Source organism: Streptomyces sp. NPDC058812, assembly GCF_042744565.1.
Taxonomy (GTDB): domain Bacteria; phylum Actinomycetota; class Actinomycetes; order Streptomycetales; family Streptomycetaceae; genus Streptomyces; species Streptomyces thinghirensis.
In genome coordinates, this window is record NZ_JBHYOB010000005.1 from 64,532 (window position 1) to 84,461 (window position 19,930).

Genomic DNA, 19,930 nt, shown 5'->3' on the forward strand with positions numbered 1-19,930 from the left:
CGTCAGGCCCACAGGGAGTAGGTCACGACGCGGGGGGCTCCGTCCGGCCTGCCGTCGGTGTAGGTCAGCGTCATCCGCGTGTAGTGCCGCTCGCCCGGGTCCTTCTCCCAGGCCCGCGGCTGGTCGAGCCGGACGGTCACGGGATACGAGTGGAACGTGCCCGCGGCGCAGTAGGGGTCGCAGTCGTTGATGGCGTTGGTGCCCCGGCCCACCGCGGCGTTCGCGTCCCACCGGAACCAGTGCAGCGACACCAGGCGGCTGTTGCCGTCACCGCAGGCGAGCAGGAACGCCTCGGGCCGTACCTCCGGCTGCCAGGAGCAGTCGACCAGCACGGGGTCCCGCGTCTGCTGTGTCGATGTCGCCCGTTCCGCCGGCGGTGCGGCGGAGGCCGTGCCCAGGGGTACTGCGAGCGCGGCGGCGGCACAGAGCGTGACCGCTGCCCTCATCGGGTTCCTGCCCATGTCTGCTCCCGGCCGTCTCGGGGTCGCTTGGCTCCGCTCTCCGTCTCCCCGTACCGACCGTACGGCCGTGTCGGGTGACGCACCACTCGTACGGAGCAGCGCCCGCCACGGCTCCCCGTCCCGGGCGCTGCTCCGGTGCGTCGAGCGGCCCGGTCACCAGATGGCGCGCGTAGGCGTCGTCGAGCCGTCCTGGGCGGAACAGAACGCGGTACATGGGCGCGGGGACGCCTACCGGCTGGCGCCCGTGCCGGGCGCTCGGTGCGATAAGGCGCCGATTGCATCCACCGTGTGGTCCTCGGGCCGGTCCGCAACCACCGTCGCCGCCCCGGTGTCTCTTGCCGTCAAGAACGGCGACCCACCAAGTGGAGGACCGCGGTATGCACACGATGACTGCCCCGACTGCCCCGACTGCCCCGACTGCCGCCGACCAGGCGCGCTCGCGCTCCCGCGACGCCCAGGGCGACTTCCTGCTCCAGCCGCCCGACCCGGCCGAACGCGTCCCCAGCCGCATCGACCCCGTCGACCTGCGCCGCCTGGACCTGCTCGCGATCCTGACCGCGGCGGGCATCGCGCCCTCCGCCGGGGACCGTGCCGCCATCGCACAGCTCAGCGAGCTGCCCGGCAGCGTGCACACGGCACTGCACCGGTGGCTGGAGCAGGCGTACGGGTTCTGCCGGTGACGCGTGGTGGGGTGCCCGCGGGACCGGGTGCGGGTCAGAAGTCGACGGGGTCCCGTACCAGCGGGCACGTCATGCAGTGCCCCCCGCCGCGGCCCCGGCCCAGTTCCGCGCCCACGATGGTGACGACCTCGATGCGGGCCTCGCGCAGCAGGGCGTTGGTGAGGGTGTTGCGGTCATAGGTGAACACCACGCCGGGTTCCACGGCGACGGCGTTGTTGCCGCTGTCCCACTGCTGGCGTTCGGAGGCGTAGGCGTCGCCGCCCGTCTCCACCACCCGCAGCGAGGACAGCCCGAGCGCCTTGGCGACGACGTCCACGAAGGGGGTGGTGCCCTCGTCGATGATGTCGAAGCCGGGTGCCCGGTCTCCGGGACGCAGGGAGAAGGTGTGCACCCCGTCCATGATCCGGGGGTAGAGGGTGACCACGTCCCGGTCGGCGAAGGTGAACACCGTGTCCAGGTGCATGGCGGACCGCAGCTTCGGCATCCCGGCGACGACCACGTGCTGCGCGGCGCCGCTGCGGAACAGCGCGGCGGCCACCTGGGTGATGGCCTGACGCGAGGTGCGCTCGCTCATGCCCATGAGGACGACGCCGTTGCCCACCGGCATGATGTCGCCGCCCTCGAAGGTGGCCTGGCCCCAGTCGAGTTCGGGGTCGCCCCACCACACCGTCGAGCCCCTGAAGTCGGGGTGGAAGGTGTAGATCGCCTTCATCAGCAGCGTCTCGTCGTGCCGCGCGGGCCAGTACAGCGGATTGAGGGTGAGCCCGCCGTACAGCCAGCAGGTCGTGTCGCGGGTGTACAGCGTGTTGGGCAGGGGCGGCATCAGGTACTCGCGCGCGCCGGTGGATTCGCGGGCCAGTGTGAGGTGGGGGGAGCGGAAGTCCTCGGGCAGGTCGCCGGTGGCGAGCCCGCCGACGAGGTACTCGGCCAGTTCCCTGGGCGACAGGGTCTCCAGGTAGGCGCGGGTCGCGTCGATGAGGCCGATGCCGACCTGGTTGGCGGTGATCTTCCGGTCCAGGAGCCACGCCTTCGCCTCCGGGATCGCCATGATCTGCGCCAGCAGGTCGTGCAGCTCCACCACCTCCACCCCGCGCCGGCGCAGCTCGCCGACGAACGCGGCATGGTCGCGCTGGGCGTTCTCCACCCACATCACGTCGTCGAAGAGCAGGTCGTCGGAGTTGGTCGGAGTGAGCCGCCGGTGCGCCAGGCCGGGGGAGCACACCAGGACCTTGCGCAGCCGGCCGACCTCGGAGTGGACGCCGAGCGCGGGCATCGCGGCGCTCTCGTTGCTGTTCACACGGCCTCCTTGAAGGATGCGGGACGAGGCGGGGGAAGGGGGGAGACGACGGGGATGCGGTTCACAGGCTGATCCATCCGGCCGCCAGGGCCACGATGCCGAGCACCGCGCCGACCACGGAGACGGCCAGCACGACGAGTTCCCCGGGCGAGAACAGCCGCCGGCCCTGTTCGCGGCGGGCCATCACGAACAGGGCGGTCGCCGGGGCGTAGAGGATGAAGGAGACCAGCACGAACTTCAGGCCGGCCGCGTACAGCAGGAACGCGGTGTACAGCGTGGCGACGACACCGACGACCAGCTCGCGCCGGGAGGTGCGGCCGCCCGCCGTGAGCGGGTCGGCACGGGCCCCGATCCGCACCGCGAACCCCGCCGCCAGCAGATACGGGATCAGCGAGAGCGCGCTGGTCAGGTTGAGCGCGAAGTTGAAGGCGTCGTCCGAGAAACTGGTGGCGATCAGGACCACCTGGGTGAGCAGGGAGGTCATCAGCAGCGCCGGCACGGGCACGTCGACGGCGTTGGCACGGCGCAGGAAGCGCGGCATGTCGTCGTCCTTGGCCGCGACGAAGAGCACCTCCGCCGCCATCAGCGTCCACGCCAGATAGGCACCCAGCACCGAGACGATCAGGCCGACGCTGATGAACACCCGGCCCCAGGTGCCGACGGCCTCCTCCAGGACGCCCGCCATGGACGGCTGGCGCAGGCCGGCGATCTCGGCCATCGGCATGATGCCGTACGACACGATGGTCACCGACGCGAAGACGGCGAACACGCTGAGGAAACCGAGCACCGTCGCCCTGCCCACGTCCGACCGGCGCTTGGCGTGCCGCGAGTAGACGCTGGCGCCCTCCACGCCGAGGAAGACGAACACGGTGGCCAGCATGGTGCCGCGCACCTGCGAGAACAGGGAACCGGCGTAGTCCGCGCCGCCGAAGTTGTCGGCGAACACACTCGGCCGGAAGTACACCAGGGCCAGGATGACGAAGATCACGATGGGTACGAGCTTGGCCACCGTGACGACCTTGTTGATGGCGGTGGCTTCCTTCACACCGCGCCGGATCATCCAGAAGAACGCCCACAGCCCGATCGAGGACAGGACGACCGCGAGGGCGGTGTCCCCGGCGCCGAGGCCCGGCCAGATCGAGCCGATGGTCGACATGATGAGGACCCAGTACGTCACGTTGCCGACACAGGTGCTGGCCCAGTAGCCGAAGGCGGCGAAGAAGCCCAGGTACTCACCGAAGCCGGCCTTGGCGTACGCGTACACACCGGCGTCGAGGTCGGGTCGGCGTACGGCGAGCGACTGGAAGACGAAGGCCAGCATCAGCATGCCCGTGCCGGCGATCGCCCAGGCGATCAGCGCCCCCGCGACGCCGGTCTCCTCGGCGAACCGCCCCGGCAGCGAGAACACCCCGGCGCCCACCATCGACCCGACGACCATGGCCGTCAGGGTGAACAGCGGCAGCTTGGCGGCCGGCGGGGACACCCCGTCGGTGTCGGAAGCAGCGGCCTGTGACATGCCGTCCCTCTGGGTCGCCGAGCGATTGCGACCACTGTGCATCACGTGGTGGCTTCGGGCATCTTGTTCGCTTCCACCACCTCCAGGTGCGCACACACCTGTTTCCCCGGATGCGTCCGTGCCCGGACGTCAGCCGTGCAGCGCGAGATACGGGGCGAGCGCGAACAGGGTCCCGATCAGGGCGTACTTCAGATGACGGGTGGGCAGCGCCTGGGCGATGCGCCGGCCCAGCAGCACCCCGGCCGGCTCCGGCACGCCGACCAGCGCCGCCGGCGGCCAGTCGACGGCCCCGTGGGCCACGTAACCCAGCGTTCCGACACCGGCGATGACGACGGACTGGGCCTGGGCCGAGGCGAGGAACTCCAGTACGGGTACGCCGAGGGCGACCAGCAGGGGGACGGTGAGCATCGGGCAGCCGATGCCGCCGGTGCCGACGCCCCCGGCCGCCACGGCCACCGCGCAACCCAGCCCGGCCACCACCACCGTCGGAGGGCGCGCCCGAGGCGACGCCGGTGGGCGGCGCTCGCGGAACCACACCAAGGCGGCCGCACCCGCCACGAACACCCCGAGCACCAGCCCGAACACCCGGCTCGGCACGACGCGCTCACCGCCCGGTGCGCAGGTCGATGCCGCGCCGGGCGAGGGTGATCACACCCACGACGATCAGGGCGACGCCGAGCAACTGCGGCACGACCCACCAGCCGGCGCGCACGTCCTCCTGGTAGAGGACGACGCCGAGCAGGAGGCTCACCGCGGCGTCCCCCAGGGTGAGGGCGGGCTGGGAGGCGACGAGGGGGCCGCCCTGCATGGCGTGCTCCAGCAGGAGCACGGCACCCACACCGGCCGCGGCGAAGCCGTACGTCTGCCACGTGGTCAGGAAGCCGACCACGCCATCGGTGTCCAGGACGCGCATCGAGTCCTTCATCAGAGCGGCCGTCAGGGCGTAGCTCACCGCGGTGGCCGCGCCGAGACAACCGGCGCGGGCCTTGCCGACCGGGCGCTTCAGACCGGCCGCGGTCAGCAGTAAGGCCGCCACGGCACAGGCCACCAGCGCGGGCACCCACCGATCCAGGGGCACGTCGGCCTCGCCGCCGTCCGGCGCGGCCGACGCCAGCGCGACACCGAGTCCGACGACGACCCCGCCCACGGCGAGCCACATGACGTGGGTCATGTGGCGGCCGGTCATCAGCGAGGCCAGCAGCAGGGCCGCCGGAAGCTCCAGCACGAACAACGGCTGTACGAGTGACAGCGGCCCCGTCGCCAGAGCCACCGCCTGCCCCACACCGGCGACGACGACGGCCACCATGCCGCCGATCCAGACCGGCCGCCGCAACAGGTCGAGCACCAGCCCCGGGCGGAAGCCCTGGGTCTGCGGCACACTCAGCGCGGCACGCCGCTGGAGTACGGTGGCCAGCGCGTTGCTGAACGCGGCGAGGAGTGCGAAGAGCACCGGCAGTACAACACCCATCCACCGATCCTCACCCCGTTTCCCCCCGACCGCGCGCCGCGCCACGACGGGGGAGGACGGTGCGACCGTGCGCCGGTACCGGGCGCGGGCGCCGTCAGTTGTCGCTCTGCGCGGACGGCTTCTCCGTTCCCGCGTCCTGCTTCTGCTTCGCCTCCGGCGCCTCGGTGGCGGTGTAATAGACCGAGGTGCCCTGCTTGGAACGCTGGGCCTGGTTCTTGGCGACGAGTCCCTCGAGGGTGGTGCGGACGACCGTGGTCTTGATGGTGCGTCCGGAGTTGGCCTGACCGAGCGCCGTGGTGACCTCGGCGGCGGAGCGCGGCTCACTCTGTTCGACGAGGTGGTTGCGCACCAGCTCGACCAGCGTGGGCCGGTCGGCGGCCGGCGACGACGCCTTCTTCGCCGCCGGCTTCTTGGCTGCCTTGGTGGCCGGCTTGGTGGCAGGCGCGGCGTCGGTCTTCGAGACCGGCTTGGCACCCGGCTTCGGGGCGGCGGCACGCTTGGGCGTGGTTGCGGCCTTCCTGCTCCGCGTCCGCTTTCCGGCGGCCGGCTCCGTGGCGGCACTGTCCCGGGGAGCGGGGACGGCGGCCGTGTCGGTCGCGGGCTGGGTCGGCGGGGAGGTGATACCGAGCGCCTGCTGCATGTTCACCAGCAGGGCGTGGTCGTGCTGCAGTGCGGCCAGCTGCTGCTGCAGAGCGGTGATCTCCGCGCTGATGCGTTCCTGCTCCTTGACGTTGCGCTCCAGGTCGTCGGTCACCTGGACGCTGTACTGCGATGCCAGTTGGGTGGCGGCCTGCATCGTGCTCTCGGACATGGTGTTGACTCTCCTCGATTCGCGGCCGTGAAGGCTCGTGAGGAACGGCGGGACATCAGGCGCGGGACATGGGGACCATGTCCGATCGGCGCCCGGCAGCGGAGAACTGGAGACTGCCACCGGCTGTGCTGACACACAGATAGTACGGACGGACGGCGCCTGTTGTTCCCCTGTTTGCTGCCGGGCCGGTATACCACGTATGGCCGCCAACGTGGTATGCGCCGCGGGTTCCTCGCGCGCGTGTTCGGAGCGAGGACGCCCGGTACTCACTCGCCGTCGGGCACCTCGACGATGTTTCCGTCCTTGTCGACGGTGTGAGTCTGCCAGTAGGTGTCCCACTTGTCGCCGACGTGCTCGGGGACCTTGCCCTCGGGGTAGCGGGTGTAACCCTCGGGCGGTTCCTCGTCGTTGGGAACGCAGGCACTGCCGGTGCTGCCGATGGTCATGACCGGGTACTCGCCGCCGCCGCAGGTCGCGTCCCGCATGGAGCAGCCGGTCAGGAACGCGGCGACGGTCACGCAGGCCAGGGCGAGCCCCGGGGCGGACCGCGTCGTGCGGTTGACGCGCAGGGGCGACGGGCGGTGAACTCGGCCGGTGGTGCGCACGGTTGGCTCCCTCTGGGTGGCTGGTACGGCAAGCCTCCCCCGGCGGGGGGAAACATCTCATGAGTACGAGTACTCAATCGCTGGGCCGTACTACCTGACACGGCCGGCCAAACGGTCAACCTCGCGGGCGGTCTCATGTGCCTCCCGCTCGGCCCGGGACAGCGCGTCGGCGGCCGTACGCCTCCGCTCCTCGGCTTTCCACCGCTCCCGCTCGGCCCGGTCGAGCCCCTCGTGCGCCTGCCCCAGGCGTTGCTCCGCGGCGGACACCTCCTCGCGTGCCCGGTCGTGTTCCTCGTCGGTCCGCCGCAGGGAGGCCTCGGCGTCGGCCTCTTCCGCGCGTCTGTCACTGAGCTGCCGCGCGGCCTTCTCCGCGGCCTGTTCGGCCCGGGCGAGTTCCTCCTGCCGTTCGCGGCGCCGCTCGGCGAGTTCGTCCCGCGTCCGGCCCGCGGGCGCGGGACGACGGGTGTCCGGCCGGGGCCGCTCGCGCGGTACGGGTTCGGCCGGCGCGGTGCCCGAGGGGAACGCCGACGGCGGGGTGAGGGAGCCCTCCAGGCGTCCCCTTGCCCACTGGTCGGCCGCGTCCGGGTCCGCGAGGACCGCGCGCAGGGTCGACTCGACCTCCCGCTGCGCCGCTTGCGACAGTGGGTGCCCGGCCTCGCGGGAGAGCTGGGCGGCCTGCCGGGACAGGGCGGAGACGATGTGCCGACGTTGCGCGGAGAGTTCCTTGAGGCCGGTCGCGTCCAGGGTGCGATGTGCCTCGCGCAGCGCCTGCCCCAGCTCCAGGAACCGCCGGCTCTCCTCCGGTTGGGAGCGCCTCAGCAGGTTCGCCGCCCAGGCCGCCAGCGTGGGCCGACGGGCGGCGTGGATGTGGCGGGCGTCCTCCTTGCGGCCTGCCGTTCTGGCGGCCGCGGCGTGTTCCTCACGACGGGTGACGAAGTCGGACGGCGGCGTCGCGTAGAGCTCGTCGAGGACCGACTCGACCGGCTCCACGTCGTGTTCGCCGGTCTCCCGACGACGCCCGCCCTTGCGCTGCATGTCCGCTGCCTCCGCCTCGCCTCTACGACCGTCCCGACCTCGACGCGGCCGGCTTCGCCGCCGCCTCCTGGTCGTCGTAGACGAGGAGGCCGTCCGACCGCAGTCGGGCACCAGGGGTGGGGGAGTGGGCGGTCAGGCGGCCGTCGTGCATGAGGTGGTCCACGGGCGTGCCGCGGGCCAGGACGGCGAAGTCGGCGATGACGCGCCGGTGGCACCGCCACCACACCGCTTCGCCGCACATGACCGCGGTGCGTTCCCGCGCCGCCTGGTCCAGTAGCTCGTCCATGGCGGTGACGAACTCCGGTGTGCGGGTGTGGCCGGCGTACCCGCGGAACGAGGTGTTGCGCCAGATGACGTCGGGCGAGTCCGGCACCGGCTTGCGGAAGCCGCCCAGGCGCTGCTCCCACCGGTAGGCGAGGCCCTCCTCGGGCATCCACCCGGCGAGCCGGTCCCGCAGCAGGTCGGGGTCGCGGCGGCTGCCGGGCGCCGTCCTGACGTCGACCACGGCGGCGACATCGGCGCCACGCAGCAGTTCGGCCAGCGCGGCGCGGCCCGCGGTGCCGTGCCCGAACGTGACCAGGTGAGGCTGGGACATGTCGTCGGGGTCCCCTCGCTGCCTGCGGCTCATGCGTCCTGTGTACGGTCACGCGGACCGCCCCGCGACCCGGAGACGGGACTCCTGGGGGCGTCCCGCCGGTCCTGGTGCTCAACCGGCGGCGGTCGGCCCCATGTGGGCCGGTAGGCGTGCGGGCTGACTCCGGCGGTGCGTTCGCAGCGGTCACGGAAGGCGGTGGGCGAGCCGAAGCCGATCTGGGAGGCGATGTCGCAGAGGGCGAGGCAGCGGGCCGGATTCTCCCTGGCCGGGTGAGCAGGGGTTCCATCGCGGAGCCCCTGGGTGCGGGGGCGGTCGTGGACGATGGACTGGGCCTGACCGCCTCGACCCCCGCCTTCGATCATTGCGGGGCCCTGGCCGTGCGCCGCGGCACGCCTGTCATGCGATCACCTTGTCGACGAAGGCGGCGAGGTTCGCCACGGTCCGCCGGATCTTCTCCTCCTGCGTGATCGTTTCGTGCAGTCGCGCGCCGGCGCCGGCCTCCCGCTTGCCCCGCACGTACAGCGAACAGGCCAGGTCGCTGCATATGTAGGCGCCCACCGAGTTGCCCTGCTGCCCGGCCTTGCCCGCCTTCGGCGCGACCATCAGGGAAACGCCGCCGGAATGGGTGGTCAGGCACATCGAGCACATGCTGCGGCGCGCCTGCCAGGAGGCGGCGCCGGAGGAGCGCAGCGCGAGTGCCGTCGGACGGCCGCCCAGTTCGGTCACGAGGTAGGCGCGGTCCGGCGCCTGGGGATCCCGCCAGCCGAAGTAGTCCAGGTCGTCCCACGGGCGGTCGGCCAGGTCGTGGGGTATGGACAGGCGCTTGGCCGCGCCCTTGGTGCAGTTCACGAAGGCGGCGCGGATCTCTTTGTCGGTCAGCGGTTTCATACACATCAGGCTAAGTTGCCTAAAAGCTTTAGGCAAGTGCATAATCGAGTCAGGTAACCGAGAGGATGATTATGGTGCGGGTGGGGCTGACCACGGAACGCCTGGTCCGGGCGGGCGCGGAACTGGCCGACGACGTCGGCTTCGACCAGGTGACGGTCTCCGCGCTGGCCAGACACTTCGACGTCAAGGTCGCGAGTCTCTACTCGCACGTGAGGAACTCCCAGGACCTGAAGACCCGGATCGCCCTGCTGGCCCTCGCCGAACTCGCCGACCGGGGCGCCACGGCGCTCGCCGGGCGGGCCGGCAAGGACGCCCTCGCCGCCTTCGCGGACGTCTACCGCGACTACGCCCGGGAACACCCCGGCCGGTACGCCGCGGCCCAGCTGCGGCTCGACCCGGAGACGGCGGCGGCCAGCGCGGGCGTCCGCCACGCACAGATGACCCGGGCCATCCTGCGCGGCTACGACCTGGCGGAACCGGACCAGACCCACGCCGTCCGGCTCCTGGGCAGCGTCTTCCACGGCTACGTCAGCCTGGAGATGGGCGGCGGCTTCAGCCACAGCGCCCCCGACACCCAGGAGACGTGGACGCGGATCGTGGACGCCCTCGACGCCCTGCTGCGCAACTGGCCCGCAGCGTGAACCACTCCGCCCCCGCGGGCGAACACACCACCACAGCCGGAGACGACATGCGCACCACGGACGACTGGATCACCACGCCGATCACCCGGGACCTCCTACGCGGCGCCCTCGACCTCGAGCGCACCGAGCGGGGCCTGCTGCCGCACCGGCTGCCCGCCCGGGCCCGCGCCCGGAACACCGACGGACAGCTGGCCATGGCCGAGTCCCAGCCCTCCGGCGTACGCCTGGCCCTGCGCACCCGGGCCACCGCCCTCGAACTGGACACCCTGCCCACCAAGCGGGTCTACGTCGGCGTCCCGCCGCGCCCGGACGGCGTGTACGACCTGCTCGTCGACGGCCGCCCGGCGGGCCGGGGCAGTGTCGCGGGCGGCGACACCCTGACCATCGACATGACCACCGGCACGGCGGCCGTCGAACCGGGCCCCGTCGGCACCCTCCGCTTCGCGGGCCTGCCCGAGGGCGGCAAGGACATCGAGATCTGGCTGCCGCACAACGAGACCACCGAACTCGTGGCCCTGCGCACGAACGCCCCCGTCGAGCCCGCCCCGGACCCGGGCCGCAGGGTCTGGCTGCACCACGGCAGCTCGATCAGCCACGGCTCCGACGCCGCGAGCCCCACCACCACCTGGCCCGCGCTCGCGGCCTCCCTCGGCGGCGTCGAACTCGTCAACCTGGGCCTGGCAGGCAGCGCCCTGCTCGACCCCTTCACCGCGCAGGCCCTGCGCGACACCCCCGCCGACCTGATCAGCCTCAAGATCGGCATCAACATCGTCAACGCGGACGTCATGCGCCTGCGCGCCTTCGGCCCCGCCGTCCACGGCTTCCTCGACACCGTCCGCGACGGCCACCCCACCACCCCGCTGCTGGTCGTCTCGCCCATCCTGTGCCCCATCCACGAGGACACCCCCGGCCCCAGCGCCCCCGACTTCTCCCACGTCGCCGAGGGGCGTCTGCGCTTCACGGCCATGGGCGACCCGGCGGAACGCGCGAGCGGCAAACTGACTCTGAACGTCGTCCGGGAGGAGCTGGCCCGGATCGTCGAGCAGCGGGCGGCCGACGACCCGAACCTGCACTACCTCGACGGCCGCGACCTGTACGGCCAGGCCGACTCCGCCGAGCTGCCCCTGCCCGACGACCTCCACCCGGACGCGGCCACCCACCGCCGCATCGGCGAACGCTTCGCCAAGCTGGTCTTCACCGACCACGGCGTGTTCACGGGCTGACTCACGACCCCGCCGACCCTCCCGGCCTCCGACGCTCCCGGCCCCTCATGTCCCGACGACCGCGGCGAAGCGCCGGGCGACCGCGCGCCAGACCGCTTCGGCCGCGGCTTCGTCGCGTTCCGCCCGGCGGGAGAGTTCCGCCGGGTCCAGGCCCTTGGCCCGTATCCGCTCCGGAGCCCACGACCGGACCCGGTCCGCGCCCGCCTCGGGGTGGAACTGCACCCCCCATGCCCGGTCGCCGACCCGGAACGCCTGGTACGGGCACCGCTCGCTCTCCATCAGCCAGGCGGCGCCCGGGGGCAGGGCGGTGACGGCGTCCACATGGTGCTCGACCGCCGTCACCCGCTCCGGCAGCCCTCGGAAGAGCGGATCGCTCCCGGTCTCCGCCCGCAGGGTGAGCGGCGTGCTGCCGAACTCGGGTTCGCCGTGGTCGGCCCGGACCGTTCCGCCCGCGACATGGGCGAGGAGCTGCCCGCCGAGGCAGATCCCGAACACGGGGGCGCCTCGCTCCACCGCCTCGGCGACCAGTGCCCGGGTGGGCGCGAGCCAGGGCGCGCGGACGTCGTCGTCGGGCAGATAGCCGCCGCCGAGCACCATGACGCCCTCGTGCGCCGGGCGCCGGGGGAGCGGCGCACCGGTGTACGCGTGGACCACGTCCAGTGCCAGCCCGTCCGAGGCCAGCCAGTCACCGAACCGGCCCGGCCCGCCGTCCGGACCGTTCTGCACCACCAGCAGCCGCGACATCGCCCACTCCTCGCTTCACACCCCTCGGACACCGTCCCACTGCCCAGGCCGGGGCGGGCCCCAACCCTCCGGCCGGGTCACAGGCTCGCGGCGCGATGCGTCGGGTCGCCGTCGAGGACGGTCAACAGCACCGGTACGTCGGCCAGTTCGGTGGCCGGTACGGTGAGCGGGTCGGCGGCGAGGACCGTCAGGTCGGCGCGGTGCCCGACGGCGATCCGGCCGGCCTCGCCCTCCTCGCCCGCCGCGTACGCCGCGTTGACGGTCATGCCGCGCAGCGCCTCCAGTGCCGTCAGCGCCTGTTCCGGGCCGTGCGGGTCCCGGCCGAGGTCGCGGGTCGGCCGGCGGTGACGGGCGCCCGCCATGACGCCCAGCGGCGGGTAGGAGGCGATGGGCCAGTCGGAGCCGAGGACCACGACGGCACCGGAGTCGTGCAGGTCGCGGCAGCGCCAGGCCCGCGAGGCGCGCGGCTCGCCCAGCCGGCGGGACCAGTTGTCGGTGTGGTCGGCCCGGGTGAAGTCGCAGCAGTGGGTGGGCTGCATGGACGCCACGACACCGAGCTCGGCGAACCGGCGCAGGGTGTCGTCCGGGACGGTCTCGATGTGCTCGACCCGGTGCCGTACCCCGCGTCCGCCCCCGGTCTGCGCCTTCTCGACGGCGTCGAGCACATGACGTACGGCGGCGTCGCCGATCGCGTGGGTGGCCGTGGGCACCCCGGCCCGGTGCAGCTCGCCGATGACCCGGGTGTACTCCTCCGGGTCCGGCCAGAAGGCGTGCCGGGACTCGCCGTGGCAGTCCGGCTGCTCCAGCCAGGCGGTGCCGTTGTCGACCGTCCCGTCCATGAAGATCTTGACGCCGGCGGTCCGCCACAGCCGCCCGCCCGCACCCTGCTGCCCGATGAGCGTGCGCACACCCTCGGCGTCGGTGCCGGGCTGGCACCACGGCGCCACCCGCAGCCGCAGCGGCAGCCGACCCGCCTCGTCCAGCTCGCCGTAGAAGGCGAGGCTGTCGCCGTTCGCGTCCATGACATGACCGCCCGTCAGGCCGGCGGCGGCCATGGCGCGCAGGGCCGCGGCGAGCCGGTCGCGGCGCTCCTCGCGGGTGGGCTGCGGAGCGATCCGCTCCACCAGCTCGCACGCGGCGTCCTCCAGCAGCAGGCCGGTGGGCCTGCCGTCCGCGTCGCACACCACCTCCGCCGTGGCCTGGTCGAAGGTGCGCGGCCCGTCCACCCCGGCCAGCTCCAGCGCGCGCCGGCTGGCGAGCATGGAGTGCGCGTCGAAGAGCAGCAACAGCGCGGGCACCCCGTCGAGTACCGCGTCGAAGGGTGCCGTCTCGACGGGGCGGCCGTCGAAGACGTTGGGGTCGAGGCCCCAGGCGTGCAGCCACGCGCCGGGGGCGAGGCCCCGTGCCGCGCGGGCCAGCGCCTCGCGCACCTGGCCGACGTCGGTGCAGCCCGACAGGTCGAGACCGTGGGTCAGTTCGGCCCCCGAGACGGGGTGGATGTGCCCGTCGACCAAGCCGGGCGTCACCACGGCCCCCTTGAGGTCGACCACCGTGGTCGAGGCGTCCGCGAGTGCGCGGATCTCCCGGTCGTCACCGAGGGCGGAGATCCGCCCGTCGGCCGCGGCCAGCGCCGTCTGCGGCAGGAACTCCCCGCTGACCGGGTCGAGCAGCCGGGCCGAGAGCAGGATGAGAGAGGTGCGCACGGTCACTCCTTGGGAGCGGGTCGGTTCGGGGTTTCGGGGGCCGTCAAGGTGCCTGCGGGCAGGCCGAGTTCGCGTTCCGCGGTGGTGACGGGCATCAGCCGGACCGCGGGCGGATCGTCCGTGGGGTCGACGCTGTTGACGAGCATGCCGAGACCGTCGAGGACGACCAGGATCTGGACGGCGGCCAGCAGCGGGTCGTCGGTGCGGAACTCGCCCCGCCGCACGCCTTCGCGGATGAGCGCCTCGAGCCGGTCGCGCCAGGCGGTCTCCTGGACGGCGACACGGTCGCGCAGCGTGGGCCGGTAGCGGCTCAGGTGCCGGGCGTTGAGCCAGAGCCGGCTGATGTCGTCGAACGCCGCTCCGGTCGCCCGGGCGAAGAACCGCGCCAGATGCCGCGTCGGCGTCGCACCGGCCAGGTCGGCAGGGAGGAGTGCCTCCAACTCGGCATCCGCGGCGTCGCCGTAGGCCTCGGCCACCAGGTCCTCCACCGCGGGGAAGTAGTGACTGATCAGCCCGGGGCGGACGTCGAGTTCCTCGGCGATCCGTCTCAGGGTGATGCACTCCAGTCCTTCGGTCAGTGCGACACCGGAGGCTGCGGCAACGATTTCCGCACGTCTGGCCGCTGGAGATTTGCGGATTCGCTTGTTCGGGACGCTTGACGGCATGGAATCAATGTTATTGAGTGTGCGACCAACAAGCAAGCAGGTGGGATACCAGCACCCCGGAGGAGCCTCATGGCGTCCACGATCCCCGACCCGCACCCCGGCTCCGGCGCCGCGCGTCAGGAGGCTCCGCCACCCCGGCCCCCGTCGGAACGGGCGGGCCGCGTCGAGGCCCACGGCATCGACCACATCCCCGACCACGAACGACACGGCAGCCCGAGGCAACTCTTCTCCGTCTGGGCGGCGGCCAACGTCACCTACCTCAGCCTGGTGACCGGCGGCGCCCTGATCCTCATGGGCCTGACCCTGTGGCAGGCCCTCGCGGTGATCGTGGTGGGCAACCTGTTCTGGCTGCTCACCGGCCTGCTTGCCATATCCGGCCCGGCGGCGGGCGCGCCGAGCGAGGTCGTCACGCGGGCGATGTACGGAGTCCGCGGCAACCGCGTGAACAACGCGGTCGTCGGCTGGCTCATCTCCGTCTGCTACTTCGCCCTCAACCTGGCCGCCGCCGCGACCGCCGCCTTCGCCCTCGTCGAGATGGCCGGCATCACCGCGACCACCGGCGTCAAGGTCACCGTGGTGATGGTGATCGCCGCCCTCACCCTGACCATCGGGGTCTACGGCCACGGCATGATCATGAAGCTGTACCTCCCGATCACGCTCACCCTGACGGCCGCCTTCGCCGTCGTCGCGGTCGGCGTGTTCCGGCACACCGACTTCGCGTACGTACCGGCCGAACCACTCACCGGCACCGACCTGTGGGCGGTGCTGATCGCCGGCGTCACCCTCATCGGATCCGGCCCGCTGTCGTACACCACGAGCGCCGACTTCTCCCGCTACCTGCCCCGCACGACGCCGGCCAGGGCGATCGCCGGCTGGACCGCCCTGGGCGGCTTCCTGCCCGGCGTGCTCGTCTGCTCCCTCGGCGCCCTCGCCGCGACCGCCGTCGACATGACGGACCCGCAGGCCGGTCTGCGGCAGCTCCTGCCCGGCTGGTTCGGCCCGGTACTCCTGCTCGCCCTGGTCCTCGGCACCATCGCCATCAACGCGCTGACCGCCTACAGCGCGGGCCTCGCCCTCCAGGCCGTCGGCATCCGCATCCGCCGCTCCCTCAGCGTGCTCGCCGACGGCACCGCGGCCGTCGCCCTCACCCTGTACGGGCTCCTCGCCTCCGACTTCCTCGACACCGTCAGCAACGTCCTCCAGCTCACCGTCGTCCTCCTCGGCCCCGCCATGGCCGTCTACGCCACGGACATCGTGCTGCGCCGCAACCGCTACGACGGCCGGGCCCTGATGGACGAGACGCCCGGCAGCGCCTTCTGGTACACCGCCGGAGTCAACCCGGCGGGCGCGCTGGCCCTCGCCGGAGGCGTCACCGTGGCGGCCCTGTGCGTCAACACCCTCTACACCGGGCCGATCGCACACGCCCTGGGCGGCCTGGACCTCGCCCTGCCGGCGGGCATCGTCGTCGCCTCGCTGCTGTACGCGGTCCTGGCGCGCGGCGGAAAATCACGGGCGCCGGCGGCCTGACGAGCGGTACGGTCCCTCGCATGTCTGATGAGGACGGCTGCTTCGGGGAAAGCGTCGCCGCGCACTACGACGAGTCGGCGGCGGACAGGTTCACACCCGAGGCGGTGAACCCCGCCGTCGACCTGCTGACCGAACTGGCGGGCACCGGCCGGGCACTCGAGTTCGGCGTCGGCACCGGCCGGATCGCGCTGCCCCTGGCGGGCCGCGGAGTCCCGGTGCACGGCATCGACATGTCCCGGGCCATGACCGCCCGGCTGAGTGCCAAGCCGGGCGGCGACACAGTCGGGGTGACCATCGGCGACTTCGCGACGACCCGGGTACCGGGCACCTTCACGGTCGCCTACCTCGTCTTCAACACCATCAACAACCTGACGACGCAGGACGCCCAGGTCGACTGCTTCCGCAACGCGGCCGACCATCTGGAGCCCGGCGGCTGCTTCGTCATCGAGGTGGGCGTGCCGGAGCTGCGCCGACTGCCCCCGGGACAGACCGCCGTGCCGTTCCGCATCGGCCCGACCGGGTGGGCGTTCGACATCTACGACACCGCCACCCAGGCGATGAGTTCGAACTACGTCACCATGGTGGACGGACGTCCCGAGTACGAGAGCTACCCCTTCCGGTACGTCTGGCCCTCCGAACTCGATCTGATGGCCCGGCTCGCCGGACTGCGGCTGCGTGACCGCTGGGAGGGGTGGACCCGGAAGCCGTTCACCCACGAGAGCGGCGGCCACGTGTCGGTCTGGGAGAAGCCCGCCGACTGACCGGGCGGGTCCGGGCCGCTCCGGGCCGCTCCGAGCCACTCCGGGACGGCTCAGCGCCGCGCCATGTACAGGCCCAGGGCCTTGTGCAGCAGCTTGTTGAGCGGATAGTCCCACTCGCCGAGGTACTCCACGGCCTCACCGCCTGCTCCGACCTTGAACCGCAGCAGTCCCAGCAGGTGGTCGTCCTCGTCCAGGGTGTCGGTGATGCCGCGGAAGTCGTAGACGGCCGCGCCGAGTTCATGGGCGTCGCACATCATCCGCCACTGGAGCGCGTTGTTGGGCCGCACCTCGCGCCGGCGGCTCGTGGAAGCACCGTAGGAGTACCAGACATGCTCGCCGACGGTCAGCATCGTGGCACCGGCGAGCACCTCCCCGTCGTGATGGGCGAGGTAGAGGCGCATGCGGTCCGGGTCCTCGGCCGTCAGCGCGGTCCACATCCGCTGGAAGTAGGCGAGGGGGCGCGGGACGAACCGGTCCCGTTCGGCGGTCTCGACGTAGAGCTCGTAGAAGGCCGGGAGGTCCTCGTGGTCGCCCCGGACGACTTTGACGCCGGCCTTCTCGGACTTCTTGATGTTGCGGCGCCACTGCTGGTTGAAGCCGTTCTGGAGCTGCTCCAGCGACCGCCCGGCGAGCGGTACCTGGCACACGTAGCGCGGCTGGCCCGCGGCGAAGCCGTCCTCGCCGCCCGGCGCGGTCTGCCGCCAGCCCATCCGGCGCAGCCGCTCGGCGACGCCGTCGGCCCCGGGCTCGCGCACGGTGGCCTCCACGTCCCCCAGCCGCCGGGCCCCCGGGTCGGCGATCGCGGCCTTGACCGCCTCGGCACTCCAGCGCCGGGCCACCACGGGCGGACCCATCCGCACCGAGAAGGCGCCCCGCTTCTTCAGGTACGCGAGCATCGGCTCCAGCCACCGCTCCAGATCCGCCGCACCCCAGTCGATGACCGGGCCCTCGGGCAGATAGGCCAGATACCGCTTCAGCTTCGGCAACGGCCGCAGCAGCACCAGCCCCGCGCCCACGAGGCCGCCGCCCTCGTCGAACCAGCCCAGGCTCTCCGCCCGCCAGTCCGGCTTCACGTCGCCCCACGAGGGCGTCTGCAGGTGACTCACGGAGGGCCGGGACGTGACGAAGCGCAGATGTTCCTCGCGGGTGATCGCCTTCAGGTGACAGCTCATGGGTCGGGGTCCCTTTGGTCGACGTTGTCCGTCTTCGTCCGACGGGGGGAGCGGAGAGGGCGGAGCGCGTTTGCCGTCCCGCACCTCACAGGAAATACCGACTGGGGCCGATGCGCGCGCTGTCACCCGGCTGTTGACCCGTGTGCGCCGTCCGGCGCGCACGATCGTGCCCGGGGTGTGAGCGTGGTGGGGTTGGGCGGAGCGGGCAGGACGGACGGAGCGGACGGCCATGGCACGGGCGATCTGGACAGGTGTGATCACGTTCGGGCTGGTCTCGGTGCCCGTCGGTCTGTTCACGGCGACCCAGGACCACACGGTCCACTTCCACCAGCTGCAGCGCGGCACCTCGGACCGGATCCGCAACCGGCGGGTCAACGAGCGCACCGGCAAGGAAGTCGGCCCCGGTGACATCGTCAAGGGCTACGAGGTCGGCGAGGGCGAGTACGTCGTCGTCGAGCCGGAGGAACTGGACGAGATCGCGCCGGGCCGCTCCCAGACCCTGGAGATCACCGACTTCGTCGACCTCGACCGCATCGCACCGGTCTACTTCGGCCGCACCTACTACGTCGCCCCGCGCGGCAAGGAGTACCTCAAGGTCTACGAGCTGCTCCGCACCGCCCTCGCCGAGGCCGGCAAGGTCGGCGTCGCCACGTTCGTCATGCGCAACCGGCAGTACCTGACCGCGCTCCGCGCCGAGGACAAGGTCCTGATGCTCCAGACGCTGCACTGGGCCGACGAGGTCCGCGACCCGGTCGAGGAGTTGCCCGAGCTGCCGGAGGGCCGGGCGGACCGGGGCAAGGAACTGGACATGGCGATGCGCCTCGTCGACGCTCTCAGCGGCCCCTGGGACCCTGCCCGCTACCACGACTCCTACCAGGAGAAGGTCCGCGAGCTGGTCCGGGCCAAGGCCGAGGGCAAGGAGGTCGCCGTCGCCGAGGAAGCGCCCCGGGCCACCAACGTCGTCGACCTGATGGAGGTCCTGCAAGGCAGCCTGGAACAGGCGAAGGGCACCGGCGGCAAACAGGCACCCGCGAAGGCGAAGGGCACCGGAGGCAAGCAGCCCTCGGCACCGCGGAAGAAGGCCACCGCACCCTCCCGCAAGGCGCCGCCCAAGCGGGGCGAGCTGCGGGAGCTGAGCAAGGCGGAGCTCTACCAGCGGGCCACCGACCAGGGCATCGCCGGACGGTCGAAGATGAGCCGCGAACAGCTCATCGACGCCCTCACCGGTGCCGGCGGCGGCCGGAAGAAGAAGACGGCCGCCGCCTGAGACGCCACTCAGTGGGTGCTGAGCATGCCTTCCCGCAGGCGGGCCAGCAGGCGCGAGATCAGGCGGGACACGTGCATCTGCGAGACCCCGAGGCGTTCACCGATGTCCTTCTGGGTGAGCTCCTCGACGAACCGCCAGTGGATGATCTGCCGGTCGCGCTCGTTCAGCTCGGCGATCATCGGGGCCAGGGCGTGGAAGTCGTCCACGAGCGCCAGCGCCGAGTCGTCCGCGCCGATGAAGTCGGCCAGCGCCGATTCGCCGTCCTCGCTGCCGTTGATGGCCGCGTCCAGGGAGGCGGAGTTGTAGCCGTTGGCCGCCAGGCGGGCCTCGACGACCTCGTCCTCCGGGAGGCTCATCAGCTCGGACAGTTCCTTGGTGGTGGGGTTGCGGCCCAGTCGGCTGCGCAGCTCCTCGGTGGCCCGGGCCAGCTGGACACGGGCCTCCTGGAGCCGCCGGGGCACGTGCACGGCCCACGAGGTGTCACGGAAGAACCGCTTGATCTCGCCGACGATGTACGGCACGGCGAAGGAGGTGAACTCGACCTCGCGGGTCAGCTCGAACCGGTCGATGGCCTTGATCAGGCCGATCATGCCGACCTGGACGATGTCCTCCATCTCCTCCGGTCCACGGCTGCGGAACCGGCCGGCCGCGAAGCGGACCAGGGACATGTTCATCTCGATCAGCGTGTTGCGCGCGTACTGGTATTCGGGCGTGCCCTCTTCGAGCACCGTCAGCTGCTTGAAGAACAGCTTCGACAACTCCCGCGCGTCCTTGGGCGCCACCTTGGACGGGTCCGCTACCTCCGGCATGCCCGTGGTGGTGTGCTCGGTGATCTGTGCGGTCGTCGTCGCCATGATGTGCCCTCCCAGTC

General features: G+C 72.1%; 21 protein-coding genes and 1 pseudogene. 6 read left to right on the top strand and 16 right to left on the bottom strand.

The window, feature by feature from the left end; all coding sequences use genetic code 11:
* Positions 1 to 2: 2 nt before the first annotated feature.
* Positions 3 to 461, bottom strand: a complete 459-nt coding sequence (locus ACFW48_RS12090; RefSeq protein ID WP_386313218.1) for a hypothetical protein — start codon at positions 459 to 461, stop codon at positions 3 to 5.
* A 377-nt stretch (positions 462 to 838) separates the two neighbouring features.
* On the opposite strand from ACFW48_RS12090, the gene ACFW48_RS12095 reads away from it, so the two are divergent.
* A complete protein-coding gene (locus ACFW48_RS12095; protein WP_386313219.1) occupies positions 839 to 1,141 on the top strand; it encodes a hypothetical protein in 303 nt (100 codons plus the stop codon).
* A 34-nt stretch (positions 1,142 to 1,175) separates the two neighbouring features.
* Here the strand turns inward: ACFW48_RS12095 and ACFW48_RS12100 are convergent, their stop codons facing one another.
* The 10 genes and pseudogenes from ACFW48_RS12100 to ACFW48_RS12145 all read right to left on the bottom strand — a co-directional run bounded on the left by ACFW48_RS12100 (position 1,176) and on the right by ACFW48_RS12145 (position 9,356).
* A complete protein-coding gene (locus tag ACFW48_RS12100) occupies positions 1,176 to 2,414 on the bottom strand; it encodes an arginine deiminase (protein ID WP_386313958.1) in 1,239 nt (412 codons plus the stop codon).
* 85 nt (positions 2,415 to 2,499) lie between these two features.
* Positions 2,500 to 3,954, bottom strand: coding sequence for a basic amino acid/polyamine antiporter (locus ACFW48_RS12105; RefSeq protein WP_386313222.1), 1,455 nt, complete (start codon positions 3,952 to 3,954; stop codon positions 2,500 to 2,502).
* Positions 3,955 to 4,083: 129 nt separating this feature from the next.
* On the bottom strand, positions 4,084 to 4,551 hold the full coding sequence (locus ACFW48_RS12110; RefSeq protein WP_386313224.1) for a TSUP family transporter: 468 nt from the start codon (positions 4,549 to 4,551) through the stop codon (positions 4,084 to 4,086).
* A gap of 7 nt (positions 4,552 to 4,558) precedes the next feature.
* On the bottom strand, positions 4,559 to 5,422 hold the full coding sequence (locus tag ACFW48_RS12115) for a DMT family transporter (RefSeq protein WP_386313226.1): 864 nt from the start codon (positions 5,420 to 5,422) through the stop codon (positions 4,559 to 4,561).
* Positions 5,423 to 5,516: 94 nt separating this feature from the next.
* A complete protein-coding gene (locus ACFW48_RS12120; RefSeq protein WP_386313229.1) occupies positions 5,517 to 6,233 on the bottom strand; it encodes a hypothetical protein in 717 nt (238 codons plus the stop codon).
* Positions 6,234 to 6,499: 266 nt separating this feature from the next.
* Positions 6,500 to 6,838 (bottom strand): SCO0607 family lipoprotein, encoded by a 339-nt coding sequence (locus ACFW48_RS12125; RefSeq protein WP_386313231.1) that lies wholly within the window; start codon positions 6,836 to 6,838, stop codon positions 6,500 to 6,502.
* 90 nt (positions 6,839 to 6,928) lie between these two features.
* Complete coding sequence (locus tag ACFW48_RS12130) at positions 6,929 to 7,873, bottom strand: hypothetical protein (RefSeq protein WP_386313233.1); 945 nt, start codon at positions 7,871 to 7,873, stop codon at positions 6,929 to 6,931.
* A 22-nt stretch (positions 7,874 to 7,895) separates the two neighbouring features.
* Positions 7,896 to 8,501: a DUF488 family protein gene (locus tag ACFW48_RS12135; protein WP_386313235.1), complete on the bottom strand. Its 606-nt coding sequence runs from the start codon at positions 8,499 to 8,501 to the stop codon at positions 7,896 to 7,898.
* Positions 8,498 to 8,809, bottom strand: a pseudogene (locus tag ACFW48_RS12140) (hypothetical protein); the annotation flags it as partial. The pseudogene ACFW48_RS12140 and the gene ACFW48_RS12135, both read right to left, overlap by 4 nt.
* Positions 8,810 to 8,864: 55 nt before the next feature.
* Positions 8,865 to 9,356 (bottom strand): FBP domain-containing protein, encoded by a 492-nt coding sequence (locus ACFW48_RS12145; RefSeq protein WP_386313237.1) that lies wholly within the window; start codon positions 9,354 to 9,356, stop codon positions 8,865 to 8,867.
* A 71-nt stretch (positions 9,357 to 9,427) separates the two neighbouring features.
* Between ACFW48_RS12145 and ACFW48_RS12150 the strand changes: the two genes are divergently transcribed.
* Positions 9,428 to 9,997 (top strand): TetR/AcrR family transcriptional regulator, encoded by a 570-nt coding sequence (locus ACFW48_RS12150; RefSeq protein WP_386313961.1) that lies wholly within the window; start codon positions 9,428 to 9,430, stop codon positions 9,995 to 9,997.
* A gap of 47 nt (positions 9,998 to 10,044) precedes the next feature.
* Complete coding sequence (locus ACFW48_RS12155; RefSeq protein WP_386313240.1) at positions 10,045 to 11,220, top strand: GDSL-type esterase/lipase family protein; 1,176 nt, start codon at positions 10,045 to 10,047, stop codon at positions 11,218 to 11,220.
* A gap of 45 nt (positions 11,221 to 11,265) precedes the next feature.
* Here the strand turns inward: ACFW48_RS12155 and ACFW48_RS12160 are convergent, their stop codons facing one another.
* The 3 genes from ACFW48_RS12160 to ACFW48_RS12170 all read right to left on the bottom strand — a co-directional run bounded on the left by ACFW48_RS12160 (position 11,266) and on the right by ACFW48_RS12170 (position 14,332).
* Positions 11,266 to 11,964: a type 1 glutamine amidotransferase gene (locus tag ACFW48_RS12160; RefSeq protein ID WP_386313243.1), complete on the bottom strand. Its 699-nt coding sequence runs from the start codon at positions 11,962 to 11,964 to the stop codon at positions 11,266 to 11,268.
* Positions 11,965 to 12,041: 77 nt separating this feature from the next.
* Entirely contained in the window at positions 12,042 to 13,667 is a 1,626-nt protein-coding gene (locus ACFW48_RS12165; RefSeq protein ID WP_386313244.1) for an amidohydrolase, read from the bottom strand.
* A 2-nt stretch (positions 13,668 to 13,669) separates the two neighbouring features.
* Positions 13,670 to 14,332 carry a TetR/AcrR family transcriptional regulator gene (locus tag ACFW48_RS12170; RefSeq protein WP_386313247.1) on the bottom strand — a complete coding sequence of 221 codons (663 nt, stop codon included), beginning with the start codon at positions 14,330 to 14,332 and terminating at the stop codon, positions 13,670 to 13,672.
* Positions 14,333 to 14,401: 69 nt separating this feature from the next.
* On the opposite strand from ACFW48_RS12170, the gene ACFW48_RS12175 reads away from it, so the two are divergent.
* Together ACFW48_RS12175 and ACFW48_RS12180 are read left to right on the top strand one after the other, a co-directional pair.
* The gene (locus ACFW48_RS12175; RefSeq protein WP_386313250.1) at positions 14,402 to 15,859 is read left to right on the top strand and encodes a purine-cytosine permease family protein; all 1,458 of its coding nucleotides are present in this window, start codon (positions 14,402 to 14,404) and stop codon (positions 15,857 to 15,859) included.
* Between the two features lie 20 nt (positions 15,860 to 15,879).
* A complete protein-coding gene (locus tag ACFW48_RS12180) occupies positions 15,880 to 16,620 on the top strand; it encodes a class I SAM-dependent DNA methyltransferase (RefSeq protein ID WP_386313252.1) in 741 nt (246 codons plus the stop codon).
* 50 nt (positions 16,621 to 16,670) lie between these two features.
* Here the strand turns inward: ACFW48_RS12180 and ACFW48_RS12185 are convergent, their stop codons facing one another.
* Complete coding sequence (locus ACFW48_RS12185; protein ID WP_386313254.1) at positions 16,671 to 17,792, bottom strand: lipid II:glycine glycyltransferase FemX; 1,122 nt, start codon at positions 17,790 to 17,792, stop codon at positions 16,671 to 16,673.
* A gap of 229 nt (positions 17,793 to 18,021) precedes the next feature.
* Between ACFW48_RS12185 and ACFW48_RS12190 the strand changes: the two genes are divergently transcribed.
* Positions 18,022 to 19,059, top strand: a complete 1,038-nt coding sequence (locus ACFW48_RS12190) for a Ku protein (RefSeq protein WP_386313257.1) — start codon at positions 18,022 to 18,024, stop codon at positions 19,057 to 19,059.
* A gap of 8 nt (positions 19,060 to 19,067) precedes the next feature.
* Here ACFW48_RS12190 and ACFW48_RS12195 read toward each other — a convergent pair whose 3' ends face one another.
* The gene (locus ACFW48_RS12195; protein WP_386313259.1) at positions 19,068 to 19,913 is read right to left on the bottom strand and encodes an RNA polymerase sigma factor SigF; all 846 of its coding nucleotides are present in this window, start codon (positions 19,911 to 19,913) and stop codon (positions 19,068 to 19,070) included.
* Positions 19,914 to 19,930: the final 17 nt, after the last annotated feature.

Excerpts from the sequence above, each read along its gene's own strand:
- ACFW48_RS12120 (WP_386313229.1), bottom strand. The coding sequence starts at position 6,233 with ATGTCCGAGAGCACGATGCAGGCCGCCACCCAACTGGCATCGCAGTAC.
- ACFW48_RS12185 (WP_386313254.1), bottom strand. The coding sequence starts at position 17,792 with ATGAGCTGTCACCTGAAGGCGATCACCCGCGAGGAACATCTGCGCTTC.
- ACFW48_RS12090 (WP_386313218.1), bottom strand. The coding sequence starts at position 461 with ATGGGCAGGAACCCGATGAGGGCAGCGGTCACGCTCTGTGCCGCCGCC.
- ACFW48_RS12195 (WP_386313259.1), bottom strand. The coding sequence starts at position 19,913 with ATGGCGACGACGACCGCACAGATCACCGAGCACACCACCACGGGCATG.
- ACFW48_RS12150 (WP_386313961.1), top strand. The coding sequence starts at position 9,428 with ATGGTGCGGGTGGGGCTGACCACGGAACGCCTGGTCCGGGCGGGCGCG.
- ACFW48_RS12155 (WP_386313240.1), top strand. The coding sequence starts at position 10,045 with ATGCGCACCACGGACGACTGGATCACCACGCCGATCACCCGGGACCTC.
- ACFW48_RS12135 (WP_386313235.1), bottom strand. The coding sequence starts at position 8,501 with ATGAGCCGCAGGCAGCGAGGGGACCCCGACGACATGTCCCAGCCTCAC.
- ACFW48_RS12175 (WP_386313250.1), top strand. The coding sequence starts at position 14,402 with ATGGCGTCCACGATCCCCGACCCGCACCCCGGCTCCGGCGCCGCGCGT.
- ACFW48_RS12180 (WP_386313252.1), top strand. The coding sequence starts at position 15,880 with ATGTCTGATGAGGACGGCTGCTTCGGGGAAAGCGTCGCCGCGCACTAC.
- ACFW48_RS12160 (WP_386313243.1), bottom strand. The coding sequence starts at position 11,964 with ATGTCGCGGCTGCTGGTGGTGCAGAACGGTCCGGACGGCGGGCCGGGC.
- ACFW48_RS12190 (WP_386313257.1), top strand. The coding sequence starts at position 18,022 with ATGGCACGGGCGATCTGGACAGGTGTGATCACGTTCGGGCTGGTCTCG.
- ACFW48_RS12105 (WP_386313222.1), bottom strand. The coding sequence starts at position 3,954 with ATGTCACAGGCCGCTGCTTCCGACACCGACGGGGTGTCCCCGCCGGCC.
- ACFW48_RS12100 (WP_386313958.1), bottom strand. The coding sequence starts at position 2,414 with ATGCCCGCGCTCGGCGTCCACTCCGAGGTCGGCCGGCTGCGCAAGGTC.
- ACFW48_RS12130 (WP_386313233.1), bottom strand. The coding sequence starts at position 7,873 with ATGCAGCGCAAGGGCGGGCGTCGTCGGGAGACCGGCGAACACGACGTG.
- ACFW48_RS12095 (WP_386313219.1), top strand. The coding sequence starts at position 839 with ATGCACACGATGACTGCCCCGACTGCCCCGACTGCCCCGACTGCCGCC.
- ACFW48_RS12170 (WP_386313247.1), bottom strand. The coding sequence starts at position 14,332 with ATGCCGTCAAGCGTCCCGAACAAGCGAATCCGCAAATCTCCAGCGGCC.
- ACFW48_RS12115 (WP_386313226.1), bottom strand. The coding sequence starts at position 5,422 with ATGGGTGTTGTACTGCCGGTGCTCTTCGCACTCCTCGCCGCGTTCAGC.
- ACFW48_RS12145 (WP_386313237.1), bottom strand. The coding sequence starts at position 9,356 with ATGAAACCGCTGACCGACAAAGAGATCCGCGCCGCCTTCGTGAACTGC.